The following is an 812-nucleotide window of genomic DNA, read 5'->3' as shown; positions in this document are numbered from 1 at the left end:
GTCACCCGGTGCAGGAAGTTCAGGCCGGGGGTCAGGTTGGCCGTCGACAGGGGACGCACGATGAGCGCCTCGATGTCGGCCACGGGCGCGCCGCTGCCGTCGGCGATGTTCAGCGTGATGCCGGTGAGTCCTGCGCTGGTGTTCCTGGTCGCTCTGACGCGCAGGGTGGTGGCGCCGACCGCGTGGACCGACACCCCACTCCAGGCGAACGGCAGATACGGCCGACCCGGCTCCGGAGCGGGCAACAGATCACCCAGCGCGCTGGCGTGCAACGCCGCGTCCAGCAACGCCGGATGCACCCCGAAACGTCCCGCGTCCCCATGCGCCTGCTCAGGCAACACGACCTCGGCCAGCACCTCACCGGGCCGCACCCACGCCCGCGCCAACCCCTGGAAGACAGGCCCGTACTCCAGGCCGATCTCCGCCAGCCGCTCATACAAGTCCTCGACCGCGACCGCCACCGCATCAGCCGGAGGCCACACCGCCACCGCAAAACCCGGCTCGTCGGTTGTCTGCTCGGCGAGCTCGCCTTGCGCGTGCAGACTCCAGTCCTGGACATCGTGGGCTCGCGAGTGAATCGCCACCGGCCGCCCACCCGACTCCTGCAACGCGCCGACCACCACCTGCACCCGCACGCCACTGTCCTCGGCGAGGACCAGCGGGGCCTGCAACGTCAACTCCCGCACCAGCGGGCACCCCAACTCCTCACCCGCGCGACCGGCCAGCTCCACCAACGCCGTCCCCGGCACGATCACCGTCCCGTTGACCACGTGATCGGCCAACCACGGCTGCGCGGCCACCGACAGACGACC

Annotated in this window: 1 protein-coding gene; it reads right to left on the bottom strand. The window is 70.9% G+C overall.

All coding sequences use genetic code 11. From position 1 onward, the window contains the following. Window positions 1-800 (bottom strand): polyketide synthase dehydratase domain-containing protein (locus ACSC1Q_RS42970; protein ID WP_436764508.1); only part of this gene is annotated, 800 nt, incomplete at its 3' end. Window positions 801-812 lie beyond the last annotated feature (12 nt).

Source organism: Streptosporangium heterodermiicola, assembly GCF_051390675.1.
In the GTDB taxonomy this organism is placed as follows: Bacteria; Actinomycetota; Actinomycetes; order Streptosporangiales; family Streptosporangiaceae; genus Streptosporangium.
The sequence above is the reverse complement of the archived record's forward strand: the minus strand, read 5'-3'. Positions and strand labels throughout refer to the sequence as shown.